We start from the raw sequence: 20,017 nt of genomic DNA on the forward strand, positions 1-20,017 counted from the left end.
CGCGCGTTCAGCGCTCGACGCTAGGTGCGCGGCGCTTGTTGCCGCGCACAAGTCGCCACAGCCCGCCCAGCACCAGCGGCACCACAGCTGCGCCAATACCGGCCAGCACGATCAGGTTCAGGTACTGCTTGATGAACGGCAGGTTGCCGAAGAAGTAGCCCGCAAATACAAGCCCCGCGACCCACGCCAGCGCGCCGATCACGTTGAAGAACTGGAAGCGCGCGAACGTCATCTGCGACACGCCTGCGACGAACGGCGCGAAGGTGCGCACGATCGGCACGAAGCGCGCCATCACAAGCGTCTTGCCGCCGTGGCGTTCGTAGAAATCATGCGTGCGGCGCAGCGCCTTCTGGTCGAGGAAGCGCCACTGATGGTCGAAGACCTTGGGCCCGATCCAGCTGCCGACCCAGTAGTTCACGGTATTGCCCGAGATCGCCGCGAGCAGCAGCAACCCGATCAGCACCCATTCATTCATGGCGCCAGTCGCGCAGAATGCACCCGCGATGAACAGCAGCGAGTCGCCAGGCAGGAACGGCAGCACCACGAGCCCGGTTTCGGCAAACACGATCGCGAACAGGATGGCGTAGACCCAGACGCCATACTGCTGGATGACCGTGCCGAGATATTTGTCGACATGCAGAAGCATGTCGATGAGCTGCAGAGCGAGATCCAAGTCGTTCCCCGTTACGTTGTAGGTTACTTCACCAAGCGCGACATGATACAAGACCGCCCCGACGCATCGGTCACCTGGCGGGGCATGCGCGGCCATCCCGCGTGTGGCGCGCCACGTATAATCGCCGGATGCCAGCCTCCGCCTCCCGCACCGCGCAGCCGCCGCGGCCGATCCGTCCCCTGCCCGACCAGCTCATCAGCCAGATTGCCGCCGGCGAAGTCGTGGAACGGCCGGCGTCCGTGGTCAAGGAACTGCTCGAAAACGCACTCGACGCCGGCACCAGCCAGCTCGGCATCCGGCTCGAGGAAGGCGGCGTGCGGCGCATTGTCATCACGGACAACGGCTGCGGCATTCCGCCGGCCGAACTGCCCGTCGCGCTGTTGCGCCATGCCACCAGCAAGATTGCTTCGCTCGATGAGCTCGAGGCCGTGCTGACCCTCGGCTTCCGCGGCGAGGCCCTTGCATCGATCGCGTCCGTCTCGCAACTCTCGCTGACCAGCCGTACCGCCAGCGACGCGCACGCCACGCAGGTCAGTGCCGATACCGGCGCCATGCAGCCGGCGTCGGGCGGCGTCGGCACGACCGTCGATGTCCAGCATCTCTACTTCAACACGCCAGCGCGCCGAAAGTTCCTCAAATCAGAGCAAACGGAGCTTGGCCACTGCCTGGAGATGGTCCGCCGCGTAGCGCTGGCGCGTCCTGACGTGGCCATTTCGGTTCACCACAACGGCAAGCCGCTGGAGCACTGGAACGCCGGTGATGTAGCGACGCGTACGGCGCAAGTGCTCGGCAGCGACTTCGCGCGTGCGCGGCTGCCGCTCGACGAAGAAGCCGGCGACCTGCACCTGTATGGCTTTGCCGGGCTGCCTACCGCTTCACGCGGACGGCCGGACCAGCAGTATTTCTTCGTCAATGGCCGCTTTGTGCGCGACAAGCTGCTGAACCATGCGGTGCGCAGCGCTTACCAAGACGTGCTGCACGGCGACCGTTTCCCGTCGTACGTGCTGTGCCTGGATCTGCCGCCGGAGATGGTGGACGTGAACGTCCACCCGTCCAAGATCGAGGTGCGTTTCCGCGAATCGCGTTCGGTGCACCAGTTCGTCTATCACGCCGTGCAGCGGTGCCTGGCGCGGCAGGCTGGCGAAAACGGCGACAGCCTGCATACCGGGACCGATGACGAGCCCTTGCCGGCAGCAAGCGGCGCGGGCGAACTGCGCGAACCTCGTGCGCCGTACGGTGGCACGGCAGGCAGCGGCAGCCAGTGGATCAACTATTCGGCGGCGCGCCAGACCGAACTCGGCATCGCGCAACCGCGCCAGGCCTATCTGGGCATGGTGCGCGAAGCCACCACGCCGCGGCCTTACGTGCCCTCGTCCCAGCCGCCTGCGTGGCTTGCCGATGCGCAAGCCGCACGAGCCGACGAACCGCCGGGCCTGCTCGATGGCGTTGCCCCGGCCCGCATGGCACTGCCGGTCGCGGAGGACATACCGGAGGGCGCCGATGACCACCCGCTCGGCTATGCGATTGCCCAGCTCCACGGCATCTACGTGCTCGCGCAGAACGCGCGCGGCCTCGTGCTCGTCGACATGCATGCCGCGCACGAGCGCATCCTGTACGAGCAGATCAAGGATGCACTCGATGCGCGCGATCTCGCCGTGCAGCCGCTGCTGCTGCCGGTGACGCTGCCGGCAAACCCCGTGGAAATCGGCACTGCCGAAGAACATCGCGAAACGCTCGAACTGCTCGGCTTCGACATCGCGCCCGTCTCGCCCACCACGCTGGCCGTGCGTGCCGTGCCGGCACTGCTGCAGCAGGCCGACGCGGAAGCGCTCGCGCGCGACGTGCTGCGCGACCTGCATTCCTTCGGTGGCTCACGCGTGCTGGCCGAGCGCCGCAACGAACTGCTGGCCACGCTGGCCTGCCACAGCGCCGTGCGCGCCAACCGCAAGCTCACGCTGGAAGAGATGAACGCGCTGCTGCGCCAGATGGAACAGACCGAGCGCGCCGACCAGTGCAATCATGGCCGCCCGACGTGGGTGCAGCTGAGCGTGTCGGAGCTCGATCGCCTTTTCCTGCGCGGCCAGTAGCACCGCGCCTTACACCGCGTTTGCGCGCCACGCCTTGCAGAAGTCCTGATGTCCGCCTTGCCTTCGTCCGAACACCCGCCCGTCGTCTGCCTGCTGGGCCCGACCGCCTCCGGCAAGACCGCGGCCGCGCTGGCCCTGGCGCAGCAGGCGCCGGTCGAAATCATCAGCCTCGATTCGGCGCTGGTCTATCGCGAGATGGATATCGGCACCGCCAAACCCACGCGTGAAGAGCTGGCCGCCGTGCCGCACCACCTGATCGACATCATCGATCCGGCGGACAGCTACTCTGCCGCGCAGTTCGTCACCGACGCCGAACGGCTGATCGCCGAGATCCGCGCGCGTGGGCGCCAGCCGCTGATCGTCGGCGGCACCATGCTGTACTACAAGGCACTGACGCAGGGCCTGAACGACCTGCCGCAGGCCGATCCGGCCGTGCGCGCCGAGCTCGACGAACTGGCCGCCGAACGCGGCTGGCCGGCGCTGCATGCAATGCTGGCGGAGGTGGACCCGGTCACCGCCGCGCGGCTCGCGCCCAACGATGCGCAGCGCATCCAGCGCGCGCTGGAAATCCACCGGCTGTCGGGGCAACCGATGTCCGAGCTGCTGGCAAGGCAGGCCGACGGCCGCACGTTCACCGGCGCAGCGGACCAGCGCTACCGCGTGATTGCACTGGAGCCGTCGGACCGCGCCGTACTGCACGCACGCATCGCCACGCGCTACGACGCCATGCTGGCCGGCGGCTTTATCGAGGAAGTCGAACGCCTGCGCCGGCGCGGCGATCTTCACCTGGGTCTGCCGTCGATCCGCTGCGTGGGCTACCGTCAGGTCTGGGAATACCTGGATGGCGACACCGATTACGCGACCATGCGCGAACGCGGCATCGTGGCCACGCGTCAGCTCTGCAAGCGTCAGATCACGTGGCTGCGCAGCACGCCCGAGCGGCTGTCCGTCGATTGCCTCGCACCCGACTACGTCGAGCAGGTCGCGCGGCTGGCCGGGATGTAACGCACCGCCGGACTCAGCCAGCCGATTGCGGCGACGCCTGGCGCTCGCCGCGGATCTCGCCTGCCACCCGCTCGATGCAACGCATCGCCTTCATCGCCATCGGCGACGGCGTGCGGTTGCGCAGACTCACGATGCCCATGCCGGCATGCAGCGTGGGAAGCCCCTCGACCTCGAGCGGCACCAGTTCGCCCGAAGCCACCTGCGCCTCCACCGCTGCTTCCGTCGCGCCGAGCACCATGTCCGTGGACAGGGTGACCGCCCGGATCACCGCGAAATCGTCGCACTCGAGCGCCAGCACGGCTTCCTGGCCTGCGGGCAATTTCAGGGCCCTGGTCAGCGCCGCCGTTACCGCGCGCGGCGCCTTGACCGCGGCGACACCATACGCCCACGCATCCTTGATCGTGCATGACGCACCGGCGAGCGGATGCCCCGCGCGGACAAAGAAGCGCGCGACCTGCGCCGGCAGGGGCCGGATGTCCAGCGCGGCATCATCGGGCAAGTCGCGTACGTCAGCGACAAAGAACTCGATGTCCTCGGCACGCAAACGCTCGAGCAGCAGCACCCAGTTGCTCTCTTCGACCCGCAAGGCGACCTGCGGATGCAGACGCCGCAGTTCCGACAGCACGCGCGGCATCAGGGTCGCGGCGGGAAACGGCCCGACGCCGAAGGCCGTGTCGCCAAGCTGGTTGTCGAGGTAGAGATCGACGTCGCGCTGCATGCAGCGGGCCTCGAACAGCAGCCGCCTGGCACGTTCGAGCACGAACTCACCGGCCGGCGTCGGCCGGATATCCCCCACATCGCGCTCGAAGAGGCGCACCCCGAGATCGTTTTCGACCGCCTGGATGCTGCGGCTGAACGCAGGTTGACTAAGGTGCACCTGCTCGGCGGCGCGCGCGAAGTGCAGAGTGTCGGCGAGTGCGACTACATGGCTGAGCCGGCGAAGGTCCATGGCGGTCTCATTGCGTTTTACACATTGGAATGATGTCGATTATGCATTGGACGCATCGACATCGCCAACCTAGAGTGGTTCGCACAACAAGCATTCCCGGAGACGTTCAACATGAATTTGCAGCTTCAGAACCTGCTGATTGGCAGCATCATCGTCGGCTTTGCGGTGATGGAGTTCGCCACGCGGCGCTACCAGCAAAGCGTGCGCGCCGACGCCAACGACACCAAGCTCGAAGTGCTGATGTTCGTCAGCCTGATCGCCGTCACGCAGCCACTGGCCCTGCTCGGCGCCAACTGGCTGTCCGGCTGGCTCATGCCCGACATGCGCGGCGCCTGGTCCCACCTGTCGTGGTGGTCCATGACGGCGATCCTGCTGGTCGCCGACGACATGACGCAATACTGGTGGCATCGCGCGTCCCATACGCCGTGGCTGTGGCCGCTGCATCGCGCGCATCATTCGGCGTCGTACATGAGCATCCGCGTCACGTACCGGAACAATTTCTTCTACTACCTGATGATGCCGGGGCTGTGGATCGCGGGCGTGCTGCTGTACCTCGGATTCGGCAAGGTCTACGGCGTGTATATCGTGGTCAAGATGCTGGTGATCCTGGGCGCGCACTGCGCGTGGCGCTGGGATGAACCACTCTATCGGATCCGCGCGCTGCGGCCGCTGATGTGGGTGGTCGAGCGGACCATCTCCACGCCGGCCACGCACTGGGCCCACCATGCGCTGACCAATGCCGATGGCATCGGCCACTACAAAGGCAACTTCGGCAACCTGCTGTTCTTCTGGGATGTGCTGTTCGGCACGGCGCATATCACCCGCAAGTACCCGGCCAAAGTCGGACTGGAGGACGATCGCCGTTTTGGGGCCGAACACTGGGCCGCACAGATGTTCTATCCGCTGCGTCAGTCGCAACGGCAGCACACGGCACTGCGGTTCGGCGGCGAGGCATTTGGCGACCAGGATGCCGCTGTCGATGTCACAACTGCCGGCAACCGCTGACAAACGTGACCCAAAATGAAAAATGGCGCATGCGGTGCATGCGCCATTTTTTTAATGCGTTGCCGGCCAGTCAGCCGGCCTCCGGGCGTGTCAGACCACCACGGTCTGTGCCTGCCCTTCCGCGCGCTCGCGGATCTCGCCAATCTGCCACACGGCTTCGCCGGCAGCCTGCAGATGGCGAATCGCACGCTCTGCATCTTCCTTGGCAACGATCACGACCATGCCGATGCCGCAGTTGAACACGCGGTGCATTTCGTCGTCGGCCACACGGCCTTCCGCCTGCAGCCACTGGAACAGCGGCGGCAGCGTCCAGGCGTCACGCTGGAGCACAGCCGTCGTGTTCTGCGGCAGCACGCGCGGCACGTTCTCGGTCAGGCCACCGCCGGTGATGTGGGCCATCCCCTTGACCGGCAGCGTTTCGATCAGCGACAGCAGCGGCTTCACGTAGATACGCGTCGGCGCCATGATGGCGTCCTGCAGGCGCTGACCGTGGAAATCGGCGTCCAGGTCCGGCTTGGCGACTTCGATGATCTTGCGCACCAGCGAATAGCCGTTCGAGTGCGCGCCCGACGAGGCCAGGCCCAGCACCACATCGCCCGGGATGATGGTGGTGCCGTCGATGATCTTCTTCTTTTCGACCGCGCCGACCGCAAAGCCGGCCAGGTCGTATTCGCCGTCCGGGTACATGGTCGGCATTTCGGCGGTCTCGCCGCCGATCAGTGCGCAGCCGGCCAGTTCGCAGCCGCGGGCGATGCCCTGGATCACGGTGGCGGCGGTGTCCACGTCAAGCTTGCCGCAGGCGAAGTAGTCGAGGAAGAACAGCGGCTCGGCACCCTGCACCAGAATGTCGTTCACGCTCATGGCGACCAGGTCCTGGCCCACGGTGTCGTGGCGGTTCAGCTGGAAGGCGAGCTTGAGCTTGGTGCCCACGCCGTCGGTGCCCGACACCAGCACGGGCTCCTGGTACTTCTTCGAGAGTTCGAACAGCGCGCCGAAACCGCCGATGCCGGCCATCACGCCTTCACGCATGGTGCGCTTGGCGAACGGCTTGATGCGATCGACCAGGGCATCGCCGGCATCGATGTCAACACCGGCATCGCGGTAGGAAAGGCCTGCCTGGCCGGCGGTCGAGGAAGCGCTCATGAGAACCTGCTTGTGTCAGAGGAGATAAAGTGGAGACTTCGCCGCTCCGGCAACCCTAGCTACGGCAGGGGGCGGGCGCGAGTCCAGTAGAATTGCGATTTTAACGGATACAGGCGCCCGGCTTCCAGTTTCGCCAGTTCCGCCCTGTGCGCCCATTCGATGAACGCTCCCCTGCTGAATGATGAGACCAAGCGCGTCCTGCTCTGGATCGCGGTCGCTGCGGGCCTGTTCGCCGCCATCATCGCGTTGGCGCCGATCCTGGCGCCCTTCCTGCTGGCCTTCATCTTCGCCTACATCCTGACCCCCGGCGTGGACTGGATGGCGCGCCGGCGCGTGCCGCGCGCGATCGCCGTCGCCGTGATGATCCTGCTGCTTGTCGTGGTCTGCGTGGTGTTGGTGCTGCTGCTGATCGCCGTGCTGCAGCGGGAAATCCCGCAGGTCCGCGAGCAGTTGCCGATGCTGCTGAAGAAGCTCAACGCCGTGGTGGCGCCGCGCCTGGCCGACTTCGGCGTGCGCGTGCGCTTCGACTTCCCGGGCCTGCGCAGCATGCTGTCGGACCGCTTCTCGGCCAGCCCCGAAGACCTGCTGGCGGTGCTGCTGAACTATGCCAAGGTGTCTGGCTCGGCGCTGATCGAGGTGGCCGGGATGGCGTTCATCATTCCGATCGTCATGTTCTACCTGATGATGGACTGGCACATGGTGATGCGGCGCATCGAAGGCCTGGTGCCGCGCCGCTGGGTGCCCAAGGTGCGCGAACTGACGGCCGAGACCGATGTGCTGCTGTCGCAATACCTGCGCGGCCAGATCCTGGTGATGGTAATCCTGGCCTCGATCTATTCGATCGGACTGACCGTGGCCGGCTTCGACGTCGGCGTGCCCGTGGGCGTGTTCACGGGGCTGGCAGTGTTTATCCCGTATATCGGCTTCGGCATCGGGCTGGTGCTGGCCATCGTGGCCGCGCTGTTGCAGTTTGGCGACTGGTACGGGCTGGCGGCGGTGGCGGTCGTGTACGGTATTGGCCAGTTCATCGAAAGCTTCTACCTGACGCCGCGGCTGGTCGGCGAGCGCATCGGGCTGCATCCGCTCGTGGTGATCTTCGCGCTGCTCGCGTTCGGACAGCTGTTCGGCTTCTTCGGCGTGCTGCTGGCGCTGCCCACCTGTGCGGTGCTGCTGGTGGGGGCGCGGCAGCTTCGTCGCGTGTACCTCGCCAGCGACCTCTATCGGAAGTAATGGAAATAACGGAAGCGACGGGAAAAATGACGGACAATAGTCGGCTTGAGCCGATTCCACGTGCACCGCGCAAGCTGTCCCCCGCAAGTTAGCCATACGTCATGTCCTCCCCGCGTCCCAAGCAACTTTCGCTAGAGCTTGGCAGCCCTCCGCCTTCGACCTTCGACAATTTTGTCGTGGCTTCGAACCGCGAGGCGGTGCAACGCCTGCACGACCTGCCCAGTGCGGTCGCGCAGGAGCGCGCCATTGACCGGCTGTTCTATCTGTGGGGTGAAAACGGCTGCGGCCGCACGCACCTGCTGCATGCCGTGTGCGAGGCAACGCCCCAGACCGGCATCAACTGCCGCTACCTGAGCCCGCACCACCCGCTGTCGGATTTCCTGTTCGACCCGTCTTGCCAGCTTTATACGGTCGATGACGTCGAACTGCTCGACGAAGCGCGGCAGATCGCGGTGTTTTCGCTGTACAACGAAGTCCGCGCGCACGTGCGCACTGCGCTGGTCGTGGCGGGCGGCATGGCTCCGCGCGCCATGCCCGTACGGGAAGACCTGCGCACCCGGCTCGGCTGGGGGCTGGTCTACCAGGTCCAGCCGCTGTCGGACGAGGACAAGATGTCCGCAGTGCTTCAGGCGGCACGCGAGCGCGGGCTGCAGCTGTCCCCGGAAATCACACACTGGCTGGTCACGCGCCATTACCGCGACATGCCCAGCCTGATGGCGCTGCTCGATGCACTGGATACCTACTCGCTGGAGCGCAAGCGCCCGGTCACCCTGCCCCTGCTTCGCGAAATGTTCGCGGAGTTTCGGGAATAATCGCCGGAAATCATCGCCACCCGCCTTTTTGTGGCCGGCGCGAGAGCACGCGGACCGGCCCACTCGCTTAAGGTAAAATCGCGCCCCATGAATCTGGCACTCTTTGATCTCGACCATACCCTGATCCCGACTGACAGCGACCACGAATGGGGCCGTTTCCTGGTGCGCCAGGGCGTTGTCGACGAGGACTCCTATCGCCGCAAGAACGACGAGTTCTATGGCCACTACAAGGCCGGCACCCTGGATATCCAGGCATTCCTGCGCTTCGCGCTGGCGCCGCTGGCCGCCAATACGCGCGACCGGCTGGAAACCCTGCGCCAGAATTTCATGCGCGAAGTCATCGACCCCGTCATCACGCCGCAGGCACGCGCGCTGGTCTACAAGCACATCGAAGCCGGCGACCTGTGCGCCGTGGTGACCGCGACCAACAGCTTCGTCACGGCGCCGATCGTGTCGGCATTCGGCATCAAGCACCTGATCGCGACCGAGCCGGCGACGGTCGACGGCCGGCCCGAAGCCCAGTTCACCGGCGAAGTCGACGGCGTGCCGAGCTTCCGCGAAGGCAAGATCACCCGTGTCGACGCATGGCTCAAGGGCCAGGGCGCACACTGGGATGACTTCAGCACGACCTACTTCTACAGCGACTCGATCAACGACCTGCCGCTGATGGAAAAGTCGAGCGAACCGATCGCCACCAACCCGGACGATCGCCTGCGCGAGCATGCCGCTGCTGCGGGCTGGCGCATCATGGATCTGTTCTGACGTGATCAAAAAGCTCATCAACCGGCTGCTGGGCAAGCCCGGCCCCAAGCAGCGCCGCATCGGCCGCGCCCACACGCCGCGCATCGTCACCGTGGAAGAGCATCGCATTGACCCGACGCTGCTGTCGCGCAATGCGGTCAAAGTCACTTCCACCCTGCAACAGGCGGGCTACCAGGCCTTTATCGTCGGCGGCGCCGTGCGCGACCTGCTGCTCGGCATCAAGCCGAAGGATTTCGACGTCGCCACCAACGCCACGCCCGAGCAGGTGCAGTCGCTGTTCCGGCGCTCGCGCATCATCGGGCGGCGCTTCCAGATCGTCCATGTGACGTTCTACGGCGGGCGCGAGCAGGAAATCATCGAGGTTTCCACGTTCCGCGCGCTGGTCGATGCCGTCGCCAGCGAAACGCTGCCAGAGGGCCGGCGCCTGAAGCGTTCGGAACTCGACAGCAAGACGCACGCGATCGACGCATCGGGACGCGTGCTGCGCGACAACGTGTGGGGCTCGCAGGCCGAAGACGCGGAACGCCGCGACTTCACCATCAATGCGATGTACTACGACCCGGCCGCGCAGACCGTGCATGACTACCATCACGGCATGGAAGACATCCGCGCGCGCACGCTGCGCATGATCGGCGACCCGACCCTGCGCTACCGCGAGGATCCGATCCGCATGCTGCGCGTGGTGCGTTTCGCGGCCAAGACCGGCTTCGGCATCGACGAGGCCACGCGCGAGCCGATCGGCGGCCTGGCTTCGCTGATCCACAACGTGCCGAGCGCGCGCCTGTTCGACGAAATGCTCAAGCTGCTGATGTCCGGCCACGCCTGGGCATCGCTGCAGGAACTGCGCAAGGCCGGCCTGCACAAGGGCCTGCTGCCGCTGCTCGACGTGGCGCTGGAACAGCCGATGGGCCAGCGCTTCGTGCAGCTCGCGCTCGACAACACCGACCGCCGCGTACAGGCCGGCAAGCCGGTCTCGCCGGGCTTCCTGTTCGCCGCACTGCTGTGGCACCACGTGCTGCAGCGCTGGAACGCCGAGCGCGAACGCGGCGAGCACGCGATCGCCGCGCTCAACATCGCCATGGATGCCGTGCTCGAAAAGCAGACCGGCCAGCTTGCGATCCAGCGCCGCTTCGTCACCGATATGCGCGACATCTGGGGCATGCAGCCGCGCTTCGAAAAGCGTGTCGGCCGCATGCCGTTCCGCCTGCTGGAGTCGCCGCGCTTCCGCGCCGGCTTCGACTTCCTGCACCTGCGCTGCCAGTCCGGCGAAATGCCAGAGGAGATTTCCCGCTGGTGGCAGGACTTCCAGGACGCCGACCCGGGCGAGCGCGAAGGCCTGATCGACGCCGCGCGCAGCCCGCGCGGCCCGGCCGGCCAGGCTGGCCAGCCTGGCACCGAAGGCGAAGGTCCGGCACGCAAGAAGCGCCGCCGACGCAGTCCGCGGAAATCGGATAAAGTTTCTTCCCGGAGCGACACGGACGCGGGGCAGGAAGCACATGCCGGCCGCGACCAGCCGGAGGAACATCAATGACACTCGCCTTCATCGGCATTGGTGCCAACCTGGGCGATGCCCGCCAGGCACTGAAAGACGCCATCGTATGCCTGGCCCAGCAGGTCGGCGTCACGGTGCTGGCACGGTCCTCGCTGTACAGGACCGCGCCCGTCGATGCCGATGGCGACGATTACTACAACGCGGTGGTCAAGGTGCAGACCTCGTTCACCGCGGCGCAGCTGCTGCGCATCTGTCACCACATCGAAGACCAGTTCGGCCGCGAACGCCCGTTCCGCAACGCGCCGCGCACGCTGGACCTTGACCTGCTTGTGTTCGGTGACGAACAGCACAATGACGAGCACCTGACGGTGCCCCATCCGCGCGTCACCGAGCGCGCCTTCACGCTGGTGCCGCTGCTTGAACTGGCCCCCGAACTGGTGATCCCCGGCGCCGGCCCCGCCATCGACTTCCTCGCGGGTGTCAGCGAGCAGCGCATCGACAAGGTTTCCACCTGCAAGTGCCTGCGCGCGCAGGCCGCCGGCCCTTCCGGCGACAAGGACTGAGCCGGCGGAGCCATCCGCCCCGCGCTGGCAACGATATGCTCGAACACCTGCGCCGCATCGTCGTGGAAGGCCCGGTCGGGTCCGGCAAGACCTCGCTGGCCCAGCGCCTTGCGCACACGCTGCACGCCGCCGAACTCCCCGACGGCGTCCGCAACAATCCCTTCCTGGAACGGTTCTACCGCGATCGCGCACGCTATGCGCTGCCGCTGCAGCTCGCCTGCCTGAACAAGCGCGCCGACCAGCTCCAGCAATGGCAAAACGCCCTGTTCACAGGACAGCGCATGGTCAGCAATTTCCTGATCGCGAAAGATCGCCTGTACGCTTCGCTGAACCTGCCCGAGGACGAGCTGGCGCTCTATGACGCCATTGCATCACGGCTGCAGTTGCCGCCGCAGCGCACCGACCTCGTGATCATGCTGCAGGCTACCCCGTCGCTGCTGCGCGAGCGCATCGCCCGCCGCGGCGAGCCCGGCGAGGCTGCCGGCATCGACGAGGCATACCTGCAGCAGCTGACCGACGCCTACGGCGAACTGTTCCATCGCTACGACGAAGCCCCCGTGCTGATCGTGGATACGGCCCACTTCAATCCGGTGGACAACGATGGGGATTTCCGTACACTACTGACGCGCATCGAGAACATGCGCGGCCGCAGGGCCTTTCTCAATCTGGCTGCGCCCTGACCGCAGCGGGCTTGCCCGCGACGGCACATAACCATAACGACAGCCGCGCCGGCCCGCCTCACGCCGAGCGCCCTCTCCTGACTCGTCACTGCCATGAGCTACCTCCTCGATCCCTCCCGCAAGACCGTCACCATCACCCGGCTGCAGGCCATGCGCGACGCTGGTGAAAAGATCGCGATGCTGACTGCCTACGACTCCAGCTTCGCCGCGCTGCTCGACTACTGCGGCGTGGAAGTCATCTTGGTCGGCGATTCGCTCGGCAACGTGATACAAGGTCAGCAGACCACGCTGCCCGTGACGCTGGCGCACATGACCTACCACACCGAATGCGTGGCACGTGCGAACCAGACCGCGCTGCTGGTGACCGACCTGCCCTTCGGCACCTACGGCACGCCGGAAATGGCGTTTGCGAGCGCGGTCACGCTGATGCGTGCGGGCGCGCACATGGTCAAGCTCGAAGGCGGCGACTGGCTCGCCCCGACCGTGAAGTTCCTGGTCGAGCGCAGCATCCCGGTGTGCGCCCATATCGGCCTGACCCCGCAGTCCGTGCATGCATTCGGCGGCTTCAAGGTGCAGGGCAAGACCGACGAAGGTGCGGCCCAACTGCGGCGCGATGCGCAGGCGATGGAGGCTGCCGGCGCGCAGGTGGTGCTGATGGAGGCGGTGCCGGCCACGCTGGCAGGCGAGATTACGCAACTGCTTACGGTGCCGACCATCGGCATCGGTGCCGGCGCCGACTGCTCGGGCCAGGTGCTGGTGCTGCAGGACATGATCAACGTCTACCCGGGACGCAAGGCGAAGTTCGTGCGCAACTTCATGGACGGCCAGACGACGATCGAGGGCGCGATCCGCGCCTATGTGGCCGCCGTGAAGGACGGCAGCTTCCCGGCAGCAGAGCACACCTTCTCCGCCTGACCGGTGGAGATCGGCGCCGCCACGCTGGCCGCGTTCCGCCTGCTTGCCAGCGGCGACGCGGCGCTCTGGTTCATTGTCTGGACCTCGCTGATGGTGGCGGTGCTGGGCCTGGCCATCGCCACCGCCCCTGCCATCGGCGCGGCGTGGCTGATCGCCACGCACCGGTTCCCGGGCCGCCGCGCGGTCGTCGTGGTGGCACAGGCCTTCCTCTCGTTTCCGACCGTGCTGGTCGGGCTCATCCTCTACCTGCTGCTGACGCGACAGGGTCCGCTTGGCAGTTTCGCACTGCTGTTCACGCCGGGCGGCATGGTGCTCGGGCAGGCGGTGATCGGCTTTCCCGTGATCCTCGCGTTTTCGCTGTCCACATTGCAGGGCGCCGACCCGCGCCTGCAGGAGACCGCGCGCGTGCTGGGCGCGGGCCGCTGGCGCGTCTTCTTCACGGTGATCCGCGAACTGCGCTTCGGGCTGATGGCCGCCATCGTGGCCGGCTTCGGCCGGGTGATTGCCGAGGTCGGTTCGGCGCTGATGATCGGAGGCAATATCGAAGGCTCGACCCGCACCATCACCACGGCGATCGCGCTCGAAACCAGCAAGGGTGAATTCGCGCAGGGCATTGCGCTGGGCATCGTGCTGGTAGCGCTGGCGCTGCTCGTGAATATCGGAATGGCGTGGCTGCAGGGCGCCGGAGGATTTCGTCGATGAACGCGTCCTCCACACCATTGCTGACGGTACGCGGCCTGTCGCGCAGCATCGGCGCGCGGCGCCTGTTCGATATCGGCGAACTGGCTTTCCCGCGCGCCACGGCCATTGTGCTGACCGGACAAAACGGCGCGGGCAAGACCACGCTGCTACGCATGATTGCCGGGCTTGAGCCGGCGCCAGGCGCTACGGTGCATTGGACCGACGCGCACGCTTCCGCGCGCAGTGCTCCGCTGGCCCCGTTGCCACGCGAACTGCGCGAACGCATCGCCTACCTGCACCAGCATCCGTACCTGTTCCGCACTTCCGTGCGCGAGAACATTGCCTATGGCCTGCGCGCACGCGGCCTGACGCGCGATGAGATGGCGCGCCGTGTTGACGAGGCACTGGCCTGGGCTGGTGTTTCTCACTTGAAGGACACAGCGCCCGAGCGCCTGTCCGGCGGGGAAGTCCAGCGCGTGGCGCTGGCGCGCGCCAAGGTGCTGGAACCGGACCTGATGCTGCTCGATGAACCGACCTCAAGCCTCGACGGCCAGGCGCGCGAGCAAGTCATTGCGCTGGTGCGCGAGCTGGCCGAGGAAGGCCGCACGGTGGTGATGATCTGCCACGACCGCGAGCTGATCAATCTCCCGGGCGTGGTGCGGTGGAAGCTGGGGGATGGGGTTCTGGATACGCACCATCGGTAGACGTTGTGCTCGCCGTCGCGGACTAGCGCAGGCTTGCCCGCATCACCCCACGCAGCGAATTGACGGCCACCACCACCTCCGCGCGCAACAGCATCGCCCGCGTCACGATTGCCTCGCGAACCGGACCATCGAGCATTGCATCGCCCTCTTCCAGTACCGCCGCACGCATCACGCCGGGCAGGATGTCCGCGGCCAGCGGCGGCGTCAGCCATTCGCCATCGACCTTGACGAAGACCGAGCTGCGGCCGCCTTCCAGCAGTTCGCCACGGGTGTTGAAGAACAGCCGATCGAAGCAGCCGGCGCGCTCCGCCGCCTGCCAGCCGGCATCGTAGACGGCGCGCGCGCTGGTCTTGTGCCGACGCAGTGGGTCGGCATCGGGCAGAGGTTCGGGGGCGATGTCGAGTCCGACCGTAGCTTCCGCCAAGGGCTGCAGCGCGCCGCTGGCAAATGCGAGTTGACCGCGCTTGTCGATGCTCATGCGCAGGCGCCAGTGTCCCGCGCCCAGGCGTACCACCTCGGCGTTCAATGCGACCATGGCCGCCGGCCTGTCGAAGGCAAACCCGAGCGCCGCACATGACGAGGCCAACCGCGCGAGATGACGATCGAGCCGAAGGCAACGGCCGTCCTCGACACGCATAGTCTCGAACAGCGTGAAGCCCGGATCATGGCGGGTCAGGAAGCGGGCCTTCCAGCCGCACTCGGCAAACTCGTCTGCCGCCACGCTGTCGTGCACGATGCCGCCCCCGACACCCATCTCGCCAGCGCGCAAACCATCCGCCGCACGCGGCGACAGCACGAGCGTACGAATGGCCACGGACATGGCAAAGCGGCACAGGTCGCTATCATCGGGCCCCGGCGCATCGAGCCAGCCGATCGCACCGGTGTAGAGGCCGCGCGGCGTGGGTTCGAGCTCGGCAATGATCTGCATGGTGCGCCGCTTGGGCGCGCCGGTGATCGAGCCGCATGGGAACAGCGCGCGGAACAGTTCACCGAAGCGGGTGTCAGCGCGTGCCGTTGCCGTGACGGTCGAGGTCATCTGCAGCACGGCGCCGAACGGCTGCACGGCAAAGCGGTCCGGCACCGCCACGCTGCCTGGCTGCGCAATGCGTCCGAGGTCATTGCGCAGCAGGTCCACGATCATCACGTTTTCCGCGCGGTTCTTGGCATCGGCGGCCAGACCGGCGGCGGCTTGTGCGTCCTGCCCGGGATCCCCGGACAGCGGCGCGGTGCCCTTCATCGGACGTGTCAGCAGGCGGCCGCTTCCATCGTGCTGCACGAAGAGCTCGGGCGATAGCGACAGTACCCAGCCATCACCGGGCAGGTGGGCCAGTACGCCATAAGGCACCGGCTGCGCGGCGCGCAATGCAGCATAGAGCGCGCGTGGATCGCCAAAGGACGAGAACGCGAGCCGCTGCGTGAAATTGACCTGGTAGGTGTCGCCGGCTTCGATCCATGCGTGGATGCGAGCGATCGCGGTATCGAAGGCCTCGCGCGAGGACTCGGCGGCGACATGCATCAACCCCGCGGGTGCCTGTGCATCAGGTGCAGGCAGCCAGGCGAGCACGGCATCGCGGTCGAGCCGCTCCATCTTGCGGAACCAGAGCACGCGCATGGTGCCGTCATGGAACGGCAGCTTGTCGTCCGTATGCACCGGCGCGCCCACCAGCGCGCCACCGAATTCATAGGGTGCGAACAGCGTCGCGTACCAGCCCTGGCGCCAGCCCTCAGCAAGCAACACGTCGATCTCCGCGACGTCGCTGCCGGCGGGCAGCACGTCTTCGCGGACGAAGCCGGTGTAAAGACGAGACGTCGCTGCGCCGCGCGGCGCAGTGGCATCGTCCAGCAGCACGAACGGTTGGGAATCGGGGCAGGAAAGCGACGGAGGCACGGCAGGAAGGCAGGAAAATGCGCAGCGACTGCATTATGCGCTGCCGGCCCGGGTTGGGGCACAAAAGCAAACCGGCCACGCGCTTGCGTGGCCGGTCTTGCGGGGTTGGCTTAGCTGAAGAAGCTCTTCACCTTGTCCAGCCAGGACTGCTCCTGCGGACTGTGGCGCGAGCCGCCTTCGTGCACCGAGCGGTCGAACTGGCGCAGCATGTCCTTCTGGCCGTCGGTCAGCTTGACCGGTGTCTCCACGTTCACATGCACGTAGAGGTCGCCCGGATAGCCCGAGCGCACGCCCTTGATGCCCTTGCCGCGCAGGCGGAACGTCTTGCCCGACTGGGTGGCTTCAGGCACCGGGAAGGTGGCCTTGCCATTCAGCGTCGGCACTTCCAGGTCGCCGCCCAGCGCCGCGGTGGCGAAGGAAATCGGCATCTGGCAGTGCAGGTCGTCGCCGTCGCGCTCGAACACCGCATGCTGCTTGATGTGGACTTCCACATACAGGTCGCCCGGCGGGCCGCCGTTGATACCCGGCTCGCCGTTGCCGGACGAGCGGATGCGCATGCCTTCGTCGATGCCGGCCGGAATCTTCACTTCCAGCGTCTTCTGCGACTTCAGCTTGCCCTGGCCGTGGCATTTGGTGCATGGCTTCGGGATGAACTTGCCGCTGCCGTGACACTTCGGGCAGGTCTGCTGCATGGTGAAGAAACCCTGCGACACGCGCACCTGGCCAGCGCCGTGGCAGGTCGGGCAGGTTTCCACGCTCGAACCGGGTTCCGCGCCCTTGCCGTGGCAGTGGTCGCAGTCATCCCAGTGCGGCACGCGGATCTGTGCCTCGTGGCCGTGGGCGGCCTGCTCCAGCGAGATCTCCATGCTGTAGCGCAGGTCGGCGCCGCGATAGGCCTGCGGCCCACCACCACCGCGACGCCCGCCGCCACCTTGCTGGCCGAAGATGTCGCCGAAGATATCGCCGAATGCCTCGGCAAATCCGCCGTAGCCGCCGGCGCCGCCAAAGCCGCCTGCCATGTTCGGATCGACACCGGCATGGCCATACTGGTCGTAGGCCGCCTTCTTCTCGGCGTCGGAAAGCATCTCGTAGGCCTCTTTGACCTCCTTGAATTTTTCCTCGGATTCCTTGCTGTCCGGATTGCGGTCCGGGTGGTATTTCATCGCGAGCTTGCGATAAGCCTTCTTGATCTCGTCTTCGCTCGCGTTCTTGCCTACCCCGAGCACTTCGTAGTAGTCACGTTTTGCCATGGTGGCTCATTACCTTATGGCCCGGAACCGCCAGGAAACGGTTCGGGGCGAATAGCAAAAAAGCCGAGCGAGGCATCCGACGGCGGTTTCCCGCTGGGTCCGATGTCCGTCGCCCGGCGTCGGGACGGGGGCGGCGCCGGCGCATGCCCGCGCCGCCGCCCTTTCCCGATTACTTCTTGTCGTTGACTTCCTTGAACTCGGCGTCGACCACGTTGTCGTCCTGCGGCTGGGCTTGCTGCTGGGCACCCGCGCCGGCTGCACCGGCCGCGCCCTGCTCGCCGGCCTTCGCCTGCATGTCGGCGTAGACCTTCTCGCCCAGCTTCTGGCTGACTTCCGACAGCGCGGTGACCTTGGCGTCGATCTCGGCCTTGTCGCCGCCGCGTGCGGCGTCTTCCAGTTCCTTGATCGCAGCTTCGATCTTTTCCTTCTCGCCGGCTTCCAGCTTGTCACCGTATTCGGCCACGGCCTTTTTGGTCGAATGGATCAGCGCGTCGGCCTGGTTACGGGCATCAGCCAGCTCGCGGGCCTTCTTGTCTTCCTCGGCGTTGGCCTCGGCGTCCTTCACCATGCGCTGGATCTCGTCTTCCGACAGGCCCGAATTCGCCTTGATGGTGATCCGGTTTTCCTTGCCGGTCGCCTTGTCCTTGGCGCCCACGTGCAGGATGCCGTTCGCGTCGATGTCGAACGACACCTCGATCTGCGGCGTGCCGCGCGGCGACGGCGGGATGCCTTCGAGGTTGAACTCGCCCAGCAGCTTGTTGCCGGTCGCCATTTCACGCTCGCCCTGGAACACCTTGATGGTCACGGCCGGCTGGTTGTCGTCAGCGGTCGAGAACACCTGCGCATGCTTGGTCGGGATGGTGGTGTTCTTGGTGATCATCTTGGTCATCACGCCGCCCAGGGTCTCGATACCCAGCGACAGCGGCGTCACGTCCAGCAGCAGCACGTCCTTGCGGTCGCCCGACAGCACCGAACCCTGGATCGCGGCACCGACGGCCACGGCTTCGTCCGGGTTCACGTCCTTGCGCGCTTCCTTGCCGAAGAACTCCTTGACCTGTTCCTGCACCTTGGGCATGCGGGTCATGCCGCCGACCAGGATCACGTCGTCGATCTCGCTGACCTTGACGCCCGCATCCTTGATGGCGGTGCGGCACGGCTCGATGGTGCGCGTGATCAGCTCTTCGACCAGCGACTCGAGCTTGGCGCGCGTCATCTTCAGGTTCAAGTGCTTCGGACCCGACGCATCGGCCGTGATGTACGGCAAGTTGATCTCGGTCTGCTGCGAGCTCGACAGTTCGATCTTGGCCTTTTCAGCGGCTTCCTTCAGGCGCTGCAGGGCCAGCACGTCCTTCGACAGGTCGACGCCCTGTTCCTTCTTGAACTCGCCGATGATGTAGTCGATGATGCGCTGGTCGAAGTCTTCGCCGCCCAGGAAGGTGTCGCCGTTGGTCGACAGCACTTCGAACTGCTTCTCGCCGTCCACGTCCGCGATCTCGATGATCGAGATGTCGAAGGTGCCGCCGCCGAGGTCATACACGGCGATCTTGCGGTCGCCCTTCTCGTTCTTGTCCATGCCGAACGCCAGCGCGGCCGCGGTCGGCTCGTTGATGATGCGCTTGACGTCCAGGCCCGCGATGCGGCCGGCGTCCTTGGTCGCCTGGCGCTGCGAGTCGTTGAAGTACGCGGGCACCGTGATCACGGCCTCGGTGACCGGCTCGCCCAGGTAATCCTCGGCGGTCTTCTTCATCTTGCGCAGCACTTCCGCGGACACCTGCGGCGGCGCCAGCTTCTGGTCGCGCACGCCGACCCATGCGTCGCCGTTGTCGGCCTTGACGATGGAATACGGCATCAGGCCGATGTCCTTCTGGACTTCCTTCTCTTCGAACTTGCGGCCGATCAGGCGCTTCACGGCATACAGCGTGTTGCGCGGATTCGTGACGGCCTGGCGCTTGGCGGGGGCACCGACCAGGATCTCGCCGTCTTCCATGTAAGCGATGATCGACGGCGTGGTGCGGGTGCCTTCCGAATTCTCGATGACCTTGGGCGTGTTGCCTTCCAGGATCGACACGCAGCTATTGGTGGTACCGAGGTCGATACCGATGATCTTACCCATTTATTCTCTCCTATTGAGCCATCGCTATCCGCGCGGCTGCAATTCATCCTGAGTGCGAAATGTGG

The 20,017-nt window shown here is 66.1% G+C and carries 18 protein-coding genes; 12 read left to right on the forward strand and 6 right to left on the reverse strand.

Annotated features, from left to right (window positions below; translation table 11 throughout):
• Window positions 1-7 precede the first annotated feature (7 nt).
• The gene (locus KHO41_RS06360) at window positions 8-661 is read right to left on the reverse strand and encodes a VTT domain-containing protein (RefSeq protein ID WP_211952493.1); all 654 of its coding nucleotides are present in this window, start codon (window positions 659-661) and stop codon (window positions 8-10) included.
• Window positions 662-801: 140 nt separating this feature from the next.
• Here KHO41_RS06360 and mutL point away from each other — a divergent pair, with 140 nt between their 5' ends.
• Entirely contained in the window at window positions 802-2,760 is a 1,959-nt protein-coding gene (mutL, locus tag KHO41_RS06365) for a DNA mismatch repair endonuclease MutL (RefSeq protein ID WP_211952452.1), read from the forward strand.
• 48 nt (window positions 2,761-2,808) lie between these two features.
• Window positions 2,809-3,765: a tRNA (adenosine(37)-N6)-dimethylallyltransferase MiaA gene (miaA, locus tag KHO41_RS06370; RefSeq protein WP_211952453.1), complete on the forward strand. Its 957-nt coding sequence runs from the start codon at window positions 2,809-2,811 to the stop codon at window positions 3,763-3,765.
• 13 nt (window positions 3,766-3,778) lie between these two features.
• Here the strand turns inward: miaA and KHO41_RS06375 are convergent, their stop codons facing one another.
• Complete coding sequence (locus KHO41_RS06375; protein ID WP_211952454.1) at window positions 3,779-4,714, reverse strand: LysR family transcriptional regulator; 936 nt, start codon at window positions 4,712-4,714, stop codon at window positions 3,779-3,781.
• Between the two features lie 111 nt (window positions 4,715-4,825).
• On the opposite strand from KHO41_RS06375, the gene KHO41_RS06380 reads away from it, so the two are divergent.
• A complete protein-coding gene (locus KHO41_RS06380) occupies window positions 4,826-5,719 on the forward strand; it encodes a sterol desaturase family protein (protein WP_211952455.1) in 894 nt (297 codons plus the stop codon).
• A gap of 90 nt (window positions 5,720-5,809) precedes the next feature.
• Here KHO41_RS06380 and purM read toward each other — a convergent pair whose 3' ends face one another.
• Window positions 5,810-6,862, reverse strand: coding sequence for a phosphoribosylformylglycinamidine cyclo-ligase (gene purM / locus KHO41_RS06385; protein ID WP_211952456.1), 1,053 nt, complete (start codon window positions 6,860-6,862; stop codon window positions 5,810-5,812).
• A 159-nt stretch (window positions 6,863-7,021) separates the two neighbouring features.
• On the opposite strand from purM, the gene KHO41_RS06390 reads away from it, so the two are divergent.
• The 9 genes from KHO41_RS06390 to KHO41_RS06430 all read left to right on the forward strand — a co-directional run bounded on the left by KHO41_RS06390 (window position 7,022) and on the right by KHO41_RS06430 (window position 14,701).
• Window positions 7,022-8,092, forward strand: a complete 1,071-nt coding sequence (locus KHO41_RS06390) for an AI-2E family transporter (RefSeq protein ID WP_211952457.1) — start codon at window positions 7,022-7,024, stop codon at window positions 8,090-8,092.
• A gap of 101 nt (window positions 8,093-8,193) precedes the next feature.
• Window positions 8,194-8,904 (forward strand): DnaA regulatory inactivator Hda, encoded by a 711-nt coding sequence (gene hda / locus KHO41_RS06395; protein WP_211952458.1) that lies wholly within the window; start codon window positions 8,194-8,196, stop codon window positions 8,902-8,904.
• Between the two features lie 87 nt (window positions 8,905-8,991).
• A complete protein-coding gene (locus KHO41_RS06400; protein WP_211952459.1) occupies window positions 8,992-9,666 on the forward strand; it encodes a histidinol-phosphatase in 675 nt (224 codons plus the stop codon).
• A 1-nt stretch (window position 9,667) separates the two neighbouring features.
• On the forward strand, window positions 9,668-11,197 hold the full coding sequence (gene pcnB / locus KHO41_RS06405) for a polynucleotide adenylyltransferase PcnB (RefSeq protein WP_211952460.1): 1,530 nt from the start codon (window positions 9,668-9,670) through the stop codon (window positions 11,195-11,197).
• Entirely contained in the window at window positions 11,194-11,721 is a 528-nt protein-coding gene (gene folK, locus KHO41_RS06410; protein ID WP_211952461.1) for a 2-amino-4-hydroxy-6-hydroxymethyldihydropteridine diphosphokinase, read from the forward strand. Before pcnB ends, folK begins: the two co-directional genes overlap by 4 nt.
• A 35-nt stretch (window positions 11,722-11,756) precedes the next feature.
• Window positions 11,757-12,401: a deoxynucleoside kinase gene (locus KHO41_RS06415; RefSeq protein WP_211952462.1), complete on the forward strand. Its 645-nt coding sequence runs from the start codon at window positions 11,757-11,759 to the stop codon at window positions 12,399-12,401.
• Between the two features lie 93 nt (window positions 12,402-12,494).
• Window positions 12,495-13,316: a 3-methyl-2-oxobutanoate hydroxymethyltransferase gene (panB, locus tag KHO41_RS06420; RefSeq protein WP_211952463.1), complete on the forward strand. Its 822-nt coding sequence runs from the start codon at window positions 12,495-12,497 to the stop codon at window positions 13,314-13,316.
• Window positions 13,317-13,319: 3 nt separating this feature from the next.
• Window positions 13,320-14,018 (forward strand): ABC transporter permease, encoded by a 699-nt coding sequence (locus KHO41_RS06425; RefSeq protein WP_211952464.1) that lies wholly within the window; start codon window positions 13,320-13,322, stop codon window positions 14,016-14,018.
• On the forward strand, window positions 14,015-14,701 hold the full coding sequence (locus KHO41_RS06430) for an energy-coupling factor ABC transporter ATP-binding protein (RefSeq protein ID WP_211952465.1): 687 nt from the start codon (window positions 14,015-14,017) through the stop codon (window positions 14,699-14,701). The genes KHO41_RS06425 and KHO41_RS06430 overlap by 4 nt, the downstream gene beginning before the upstream one ends.
• A 22-nt stretch (window positions 14,702-14,723) precedes the next feature.
• Here KHO41_RS06430 and pabB read toward each other — a convergent pair whose 3' ends face one another.
• From pabB to dnaK, 3 genes are all read right to left on the reverse strand, one after another.
• Window positions 14,724-16,589, reverse strand: a complete 1,866-nt coding sequence (gene pabB / locus KHO41_RS06435; protein ID WP_244873732.1) for an aminodeoxychorismate synthase component I — start codon at window positions 16,587-16,589, stop codon at window positions 14,724-14,726.
• A 110-nt stretch (window positions 16,590-16,699) separates the two neighbouring features.
• A complete protein-coding gene (dnaJ, locus tag KHO41_RS06440; RefSeq protein WP_211952466.1) occupies window positions 16,700-17,839 on the reverse strand; it encodes a molecular chaperone DnaJ in 1,140 nt (379 codons plus the stop codon).
• Window positions 17,840-18,008: 169 nt separating this feature from the next.
• Entirely contained in the window at window positions 18,009-19,952 is a 1,944-nt protein-coding gene (gene dnaK / locus KHO41_RS06445; RefSeq protein ID WP_211952467.1) for a molecular chaperone DnaK, read from the reverse strand.
• Window positions 19,953-20,017: the final 65 nt, after the last annotated feature.

The sequence above is a fragment of the Cupriavidus numazuensis genome (assembly GCF_905397435.1).
Taxonomy (GTDB): Bacteria; Pseudomonadota; Gammaproteobacteria; order Burkholderiales; family Burkholderiaceae; genus Cupriavidus; species Cupriavidus numazuensis.